General features: G+C 41.3%; 7 protein-coding genes. 4 read left to right on the top strand and 3 right to left on the bottom strand.

Annotated elements, in window-relative coordinates; genetic code table 11:
• Positions 1-175: 175 nt before the first annotated feature.
• The 4 genes from ACEW8O_RS24335 (at position 176) to ACEW8O_RS24320 (ending at position 5,426) form a co-directional block, all read left to right on the top strand.
• Positions 176-2,287: a xanthine dehydrogenase family protein molybdopterin-binding subunit gene (locus tag ACEW8O_RS24335; RefSeq protein ID WP_373497228.1), complete on the top strand. Its 2,112-nt coding sequence runs from the start codon at positions 176-178 to the stop codon at positions 2,285-2,287.
• Positions 2,288-2,455: 168 nt separating this feature from the next.
• Entirely contained in the window at positions 2,456-3,289 is an 834-nt protein-coding gene (locus ACEW8O_RS24330; RefSeq protein WP_373497227.1) for a xanthine dehydrogenase family protein subunit M, read from the top strand.
• A gap of 110 nt (positions 3,290-3,399) precedes the next feature.
• A complete protein-coding gene (locus ACEW8O_RS24325; RefSeq protein WP_373497226.1) occupies positions 3,400-4,311 on the top strand; it encodes an AAA family ATPase in 912 nt (303 codons plus the stop codon).
• Positions 4,308-5,426 carry a VWA domain-containing protein gene (locus ACEW8O_RS24320; protein WP_373497225.1) on the top strand — a complete coding sequence of 373 codons (1,119 nt, stop codon included), beginning with the start codon at positions 4,308-4,310 and terminating at the stop codon, positions 5,424-5,426. The genes ACEW8O_RS24325 and ACEW8O_RS24320 overlap by 4 nt, the downstream gene beginning before the upstream one ends.
• Before the next feature lie 51 nt (positions 5,427-5,477).
• Here the strand turns inward: ACEW8O_RS24320 and ACEW8O_RS24315 are convergent, their stop codons facing one another.
• From ACEW8O_RS24315 to ACEW8O_RS24305, 3 genes are all read right to left on the bottom strand, one after another.
• On the bottom strand, positions 5,478-6,860 hold the full coding sequence (locus tag ACEW8O_RS24315; RefSeq protein WP_373497224.1) for an erythromycin esterase family protein: 1,383 nt from the start codon (positions 6,858-6,860) through the stop codon (positions 5,478-5,480).
• Positions 6,861-6,973: 113 nt separating this feature from the next.
• The gene (locus ACEW8O_RS24310) at positions 6,974-7,804 is read right to left on the bottom strand and encodes an SDR family oxidoreductase (protein WP_373497223.1); all 831 of its coding nucleotides are present in this window, start codon (positions 7,802-7,804) and stop codon (positions 6,974-6,976) included.
• A gap of 122 nt (positions 7,805-7,926) precedes the next feature.
• Positions 7,927-8,409, bottom strand: coding sequence for a hypothetical protein (locus tag ACEW8O_RS24305; RefSeq protein WP_373497222.1), 483 nt, complete (start codon positions 8,407-8,409; stop codon positions 7,927-7,929).
• Positions 8,410-8,622: the final 213 nt, after the last annotated feature.

The following is an 8,622-nucleotide window of genomic DNA, read 5'->3' as shown; positions in this document are numbered from 1 at the left end:
GACGAAGTAAGCCGCCTTTTTCAACTAAAAAAACAGATACAAATATGAACAAAAGGAAGAAAGATCCCAAGGGGGATCTACGATTTATTGCAAAAACACCTCACCAACAGGGTCTTACGTCCTTAAACTGACGGCTATGGTGGGCTGGCAGGTAAACTTCAAGAACGGTGATACAATGAGGGAGCCCAAACATCCCCTGCTGATTGCCGACAAGGTCAGGCATGTAGGAGATCCAGTCGCCATGGTCATCGCAGAAACCAGGGAACAGGCCGCAGATGCTTTAGAGGCTATTCAAGTGGATTATGAGGAATTACAAGCTGTGGTAAATGCTGCAGAAGCGATAAAACCAGGGGCTCCGTTGGTTCACCAAGATTTGCCAAACAATATTTGCTTTGACTGGCAACTCGGAAATCCAAAAGAGGAAGTGGACGAAGCGATTTCCAGTGCAGCTCATGTTACTACCTTGGATTTAGTTAATCAGCGCTTAATTCCAAATGCAATCGAACCAAGAAGTTATATAGGTTCGTATGATGCTGCCAATGAAAAATACACGCTTTATACCAGTACCCAAAATCCTCACCTCATACGCTTATTAATGACTGCATTTGTATTGGGTGTTCCGGAACATAAGGTAAGGGTAATTGGTCCAGATGTAGGAGGTGGATTTGGCAGTAAGGCTTTTCATTATACAGAAGAGGCACTGCTTACCTGGGCTTCCAAAGAAATTGGTCGGCCCATAAAATGGACCGCCGAACGGCATGAGAGTTTTATTATGGATGCTCATGGACGGGACCATATTACAAAAGCTGAGATGGGTTTTGATAAGGATGGAAAGATAGTAGGACTTCGGGTTAAAACCTTGGCAAACCTTGGGGCCTATCTTTCCACTTTTTCAACTGGCGTACCTACCTACCTTTATGGGACGCTCTTACAGGGATTATACACAACCCCGAAAATAAATGTAGATGTCACAGGTGTATTTACCAACACCACTTCCGTGGATGCATACCGCGGTGCTGGTCGTCCTGAGGCTTCTTACCTTCTGGAACGTCTAATGGATCTCGCAGCACTGGAAATGGGAAGAGATCCGGCAGAATTAAGATTTCAAAATTTCATTCCTCCATTTGATGGGGTAAATCAGCCTGGGTACCAAACTCAGGTAGCGCTACAATATGACAGCGGAAATTATGAAGGGGTTTTGACCAAAGGTTTAGAGATGTTGGATTATTCATCATTCAGGGAAAAACAGAAAGAAGGCTCCCAAAACGGCAAATTGATAGGGGTAGGCTTCTCTACATATATTGAAGCCTGTGGATTAGCCCCTTCAGCCATAGCCGGTGCCTTGGGTGCCCGGGCAGGTTTTTTTGAGGTGGGACAGGTTCGGGTGCAGCCAACCGGAAAAGTAAGTGTATTTACAGGTTCCCACTCCCACGGACAGGGACATGAAACAACTTTCGCACAGATTGTATCCAATCAATTGGGGATTCCCATGGAGGATATTGAAATTAATCATGGTGATAGTGATAGCGTCGGCTTTGGAATGGGTACTTACGGATCTCGAAGCCTTTCAGTAGGCGGAAGTGCCATAGTAAAAAGCATTGAAAAAATAATTGAGAAGGGTAAAAAAATAGCTGCCCACAAAATGGAAGCTAGTGCAGATGATATAGATTTTGCCAAAGGACAGTTTACAGTAAAAGGAACAGACAAATCCTTAAGCTTTGGTGACATTGCTTTGACAGCTTATATACCCCATGTTTATCCTCCAGACCTGGAACCTGGTCTGGACTTCAACAGCTTTTACGATCCTGTCAATTTCACTTATCCCTTTGGTTGCCATATCGCCGTGGTAGAAGTAGACAAAGAAACCGGGGAGGTAAAATTAAAACGTTTCATTTCGGTGGATGATGTAGGAAACATTATCAATCCTATGATTGTAGAAGGACAAATACATGGTGGAGTTGTCCAAGGTATTGGTCAAGCTTTATTCGAAGGTGCAGAATATGACGAAAACGGCCAATTAACAAATGGATCGTACATGGATTATTGCATGCCTCGAGCTGATGATGTCCCCATGTTTGAAACTGCCAACCAGGTTACGCCCTGTCCGCACAATCCTCTTGGAGTAAAAGGTGCCGGAGAGGCAGGTACCATTGGCGCCACACCTGCTGTGGTGAATGCGGTGATAGATGCCTTATGGAGTGGTGGCCATAAAATTAAGGATATCCGAATGCCATTGACATCGGAGAAGGTTTGGAGAGCGATGCAATCTCCAATGAAGTATTATTGAGAAGGGTAAAATTAAAATTCATCTGAAAAAAGTAGGATAAGAATTGCTCTTTCCGAATTAAAATAAGAAAACAAACTTGCCATTATGCGCAAGTTATGAAATCTAAAAAATCATTTTAAACTCAATCCTTAAATCCAATAACAGGTTTAGGGTTTAACCAAATCCAATATGATACCAGTTGCATTTGAATATAAAAAAGCCGAGACTGTGGAAGAAGCGCTGGCCGAAATTTCAGCCGGAAAAGGTAAATTACTGGCAGGTGGCTATAGCCTGCTTCCTTCCATAAAAATGCGCCTAAGTCAACCAGATCTGCTGGTGGACATTGCCAATATTCCTACATTGAAAGGGGTCTTCAGAGAAAACGGACAAATCAACATTGGCGCTGGAACAACACATCATGATATCGCTAAAAATGAACTCATCAAAAAACACCTGCCTTTTTTTGCAGAAGCCGCAGGTATGATTGGGGATGTTCAAGTCCGCAATCGTGGTACCATAGGTGGAAGTCTGGCACATGCTGACCCCGCGGCCGATTGGCCTGCTTTGGTGCTTGCCTCGGATGCTTCAATTGAAGTGAGGGGCAGTAGCGGCGTGAGAAACATTAAGGCAACGAATTTCTTTACAGGTCTATTCACTACCCAATTGCAGGAAGGTGAAATTATTACGGGTATCCAAATACCAGTTCCCGCGGAAGGTTCGAAAATGATTTACCTGAAATTTTCCCAACCTGCTTCGAGATTTGCCATTGTGGGATGTGCTGTACTTCGATTTCCTGATGGAAAAACAAATATTGCTTTTACGGGTGTTGCTGATACTCCATTTAGAGATCGTGAAACAGAAAATGCCGTTTCGGGAAAAGCTTTGGATGTATCTAATTTGGATGCATCGATAAACGGGATAGGCAATGGTGTAAATGTTTTAGGGGACAATTTTGCTTCTGAGGATTATCGTCGGAATTTGGCAAAAGTGTATCTCAAAAGAGCTTTGCAAGCTGTTGCTTAAATCAGCTCTGAACTTGTTAAATCATTATCAAAAAGCGTGTTTGGGGGGAATTACAGTTCCCCCTCTTTCAATTTAATCAATGGATATTTTCAAAGATATCGACGTAAATAATGGAGAAAAATAGTTACAAAATAAGCCTTTCAGATATTAAAAAGATGTTGGATGAGCAGGTTTATATTGCTGATGACGGTGTATGTATGTCTGTTTTTCTTTCCCTACAATTGAATAAACCCCTACTGATTGAAGGTCCGGCAGGAGTTGGAAAAACTGAAATTGCGAAAGTGATGGCCAAAGCGATGCAAACCGATCTGATACGCATGCAATGTTATGAAGGCCTTGATGCTACGCACGCGATCTATGAATGGAATTATCAACGACAACTTCTGCATCTAAAGATGGTGGAACATTCCGGGCAGAGCGTAGATGAAAAGGAGAAGACGATTTTCAGTCAGGATTTTTTAATGAAAAGGCCCTTATTGCAGGCCATTACCCACCATAGAAAAGCGGTATTATTAATTGATGAGGTCGACCGGTCGGATGAAGAGTTTGAAAGTTATTTACTCGAAGTGCTAAGTGACTGGCAAATTACCATTCCTGAAACCGGAACGATAAAGGCAACCCACATCCCGCAGGTAATTTTGACGGGAAATCGAACCAGGGAATTATCTGAAGGATTAAGAAGACGTTGTTTATACCTCTATATAGATTATCCGGACTTTGAGAAAGAATGGCTGATTGTCAAAAGTAAGGTACCCGGAATTGACCAAAAATTAGGTGTGGAGATATGCCGTTTTATGCAAACCCTGCGAAACATAAAGCTGGAAAAACCCCCTGGTATTGCGGAAACACTGGACTGGGCAATGGCTTTGTCGGCGCTGCATATTGATTACCTTGACAAAAAAACAGTAGAACAAACATTGGGTGTTGTATTAAAAGACTGGAAGGATACAAGACAGGTACAAATGTCTTTAAGTGAGTTGTTTGAAAGTGCAGGGATAAAATCCAAGATTGACGATTTATGATTTCCCGTCAAACATCCCTTTCAAAAAATATTGTACAGTTCTGCAGGTTTCTAAGAAATAGAGGTTTTTTATTAAGTGCTGAAGAAGAAGCCACAGCCCTTCAATCATTGCAATTTATTAACTACAGCGAAAGAAATATTTTTAAACAAGCACTTAAAGCAGTCTTATGCAGAAGTCTAAAAGAACTGCGTGAATTTGATAAGCTTTTTAATGAATATTGGAAAGAATTAGAAAAGGCCATTGATTCAAAAGTTAAAACAGAAACTAAACCAATTATAACGCAGGGAACAGAAGATGCTTCCTTTAAAGCCCTAAAATCTTGGTTGAATGGGAATCAAAACATTGAAAAGGAAGAAACGGCATCTTATAGTATTGGTGAAAATTTATCCCAAAAGGATTTCTCAGCAGTGCCTGTAGATGATTTGGATGACTTGATGAAAAGTATAAAAGCCTTATCCAAGCGTTTGTCAGCACAACTCAACCGAAGGTATACGCATTCAGATAAAGTACATCTTCCTGATCTAAGAAGAACCTTGAGAAAAAACATGCGGCATGGAGGTGAGTTGTTTGAAATCGCTTTTAAAAAAACCAAGCCTAAAAGGACCAAACTTATCCTGCTGTGTGATGTCAGTAAATCAATGGATCTATATGTTGCTTTTCTTCTTCAGTTTATGTTTGCGTTTCAACGTGTATTCGGCAAGATTGAAACATTTGCATTCAGTACATCCTTAGAAAATATAACCCGTCTATTGGGACAACATGATTTTCCAACAGCGTTAGGCTTATTAGGTAGCCGAAATAACAACTGGAGCGGCGGTACAAAAATCGGTGAAAGCCTAAACGATTTGGTCCAAAAACATGCACGTTTGTTAAATAAGCGAACGATTGTAGTCATATTTAGCGATGGCTGGGATACGGGGGATATCCCATTTCTGGAGCGAAGTATGGAAACTATTCAACGTCGGTCGAAGAAGGTAATTTGGTTAAATCCACTGGCCGGTTATGCCTCCTATAGTCCCGATGTGGCAGGAATGCAAGCGGCCCTCCCATTTGTAGATGTGTTTGCGCCAGTTCATAATTTGGAGAGCCTTAGAAAATTAGGCAGATGGTTATAAGAGGTTGGCATTTACCCTTAAAAACCGATCGGGTGTTTCGCATCAGAATTTTCAAAGACCCTTTCTTTCAGCCGCAGATTTTAAGGCATTTGCGGTGGGTCGGGAGGGATTTGTAGTTTGGATATATAAGATGCCATCATACAATCTACCCATTTCCAGTTCAGTGTAGTTCAGTTTGGGTTCAGCCTCATGTACCCAACCAGCAAGAAATATATTTCGAGGAGCATTTACCCAGGTCTCTAGTTCCGGAGTTTTAGATGCTCCTCTGAAGTCCAATAAAATGTTTGCAACATTTGCCTGGGCAAGGTACCATGGCCAAGAGACTACAGGGGCAGGAGGTATTGTTAGGGATTTTAGGTCTCCCAAAAGGTTAGGAGGTAGGAATGTGCGAGTTTGATAGGAGCCCTGATTCATTTCCAAACTTAATGCATAGTATGCATCACCATACTTTTTTCTTAGTTCATATCCCATTATAGTATCTCCATTCCAGACATCCTTGGCTATATGGGAATTATGTGCCCAAATTACAAATTTAGCTTCTGGACCTGCCTGATCCATCAGGTAGATTAGGTTTGCAGCCATGGAAATGGATCGCACAATGCCCCCATCCATAAATGGTGGATGCAATCCAGGCGTATTTACTAACATAAATTGTCTCATCACTCGGAGATTCTGTAAAGCCTGATCAAATTCATATGGAGAGGAATTTTTGATAAAGGTTTCTTTATTGGCTAATAAATCATCCATTAAATTCTGAAAATTGGGGAACGCATGCAACATTATATTTTGAGATAAACTATCAATTTTAATAGGCCATTTGCCTTCCTCATTTGCCAAAATTTTGAAAATAGAATCTGCTTGGGATCTCATTTCAGGTGCAACTTTTTCTAAATAAGCTAACACTTCCTTTCTCCCGATATCCTGGTAAGCCAGGTCAACTCCATAAAATTTAACCATTCTCTCCTCAACTACATTTTCATTATAAGCCCTCATCCATTCGATCATCTCGATCATCTCTTCCGTATCCCAAGGCACATAACCCTGGCCTGTGAGTACTTCGTAAATATCTCCTTTTCCAAAAAGGACATAATCATTGATCGGCTTGCAGGCAGAATATGAGGCTTCCATGGCAAAGCCAGTAAAGCCCATTTCTTTTAGCAAAAACTCCAACAGTCGGTGCTTAATCTGGAAAAATTCCCTTGTGCCATGGGTGGCTTCCCCAAGACCGACCACTTTCACATCCTTTAATATTTCTTTTAGGGGCTGCAAATCCTCAAACCCATTGCCTGCCTCCACATGATTGATAGGAATAGCATTCTCTTGGATCCAAGAAATGATAGCATTTTCATTTTCTTGGGCAGCTTCCTGTCCAAAGCAGATTGTCCCAAACATTAAGCTGTTCAGCATTAAAAGGATTTTCAGTGATTTTTTCATACCTATACTATTTTGGAAAAGAAATTGGATTGTCTAACTAGGCTGCTAGACAGAACAGGATTTTGCTTTCAAAATCAAATCTACACCTAGCCTATCTACATCTTGTCTCAGCCCTAAGGACGTTGGAAATCAAGAGGCACTTCCGGACACATTAGAGAGGCACCGCCGTCAGCAACAATAGTCTGACCTGTGATCCATCCTGCATCTTCATTACATAGGCTGGCGACAGCAGCTCCTATGTCCGCTGGAGTTCCGGGACGTCCCATCGGATTCCATCCCTGCTTCAACCAAGAAAGCATGGCTTCCGTAGCCTCTTTTGGAAGGCTGTTAACTATGCTGTCATCAGTTATGCCCGGGCAAAGCGCATTAACAGTGATTCCCTTTGGAGCGAGAGCTACAGCAAAGTAGCGGCACATCGCTTCAAGTGCTGCTTTGTTAGTACCCATGGCAAAATAGGGTAAAAATCCACCTAAATGGCTACCAGGCCAATAGCTGATGGCCACTATGCGGCCATTATTGCGCATATAACTTGACAAATGCTGAACAGCTACTAGAAAGGCACGTGACTGAACATGAAAAGCTTCATCCCACTGTTCTAAAGAGACCTGTAGTGGTGGAACCATAAATCCGAGTAAATCCCCAAGGGCATTGTTGATGAAAATGTCCAATGCCCCGAAATCATCATTAACCCGATTGAGCATATCGGTGAGTTCTTTTGGTTTTGATACGTCAGCCTGCACAATCATTCCTTCAGCCCCAAGCTCCTTAACTCTAGCCAAAGTATCTTTAGCGGCTGCTTCATCCTTTAAGTAGTTGATGGCTATAGTGGCTCCTTTTTCCGCCAGTTTTAAGGCGATACCTCTGCCAATTCCCCGGGAACTACCGGTTACAAGGGCGAATTTTCCCCTTAGGGAACCTTCCGTATTTGTAGATTGATCATTCATTGGATTTTTATTTAAAATTGTTTATTTAATTTTTTAACTATTCCAATTTTGAAACTCAATGAAAAGCTGAGACTTCTTACATTTCAACTTTTATATTTCAACTTAATAATTTAATAACATAGTTATTTTCCCTGATCAGAAAGAGATTTAGGTTCCACTGAAAAAAAGTGACCGATCATCTTCCACTCACCGTCTATTTTTTCCAAATAATCTGCTTTATGAAAGCGCTGTATTATTCCATCAGGATTGGTATTTATTTGCACGCTGGTGACAAATGCTGAAGTCCCATTTATTCTTATTTGGTAATCAGTAAATTCATTTACGCCCGAGGCGGGCACAGGATCAGCAGGGAAAAAATCTTTCCCAAATTTAGCCAGTTTGTCATAACTCCTTAACATGTAAGTCGGTAATAAGTCGCTAAATCCAAAAGCAACATCCGGAGACTTAGCAAAACATTCAATCCACTGCTTATAGTCTGCATTTTCGGCAGCTTCCGCTTCTTTCTGCACTATCTTTTTAATAGCATTTTCATCAGTTGTATTAGATTGGGCCCAACTCCCTGTTCCCAATATTAAAATAGCGAAAGTGATCAGTGTTTTTTTCATGGTTAGAAAGATTAATTAGTGGTTGATTTTTAAAATAAACTTATAAAAAAGGCAGATACAGGGTTACTGTATCACCCAGTCAGTAAACTTGGATGTATATGTTCCTAAACTCTCTAATTCTTTACCCGTCACATTCACTTTTTCCATGGCTGATTTTCCTAAATCATTCTGCGTTCCATCCTTATTAAAAAAACGGTCTCGGGCTTGCTCATT

It is taken from the genome of Aquiflexum sp. (assembly GCF_041749095.1).
GTDB lineage: Bacteria > Bacteroidota > Bacteroidia > Cytophagales > Cyclobacteriaceae > Aquiflexum.
The sequence above is the reverse complement of the archived record's forward strand: the minus strand, read 5'-3'. Positions and strand labels throughout refer to the sequence as shown.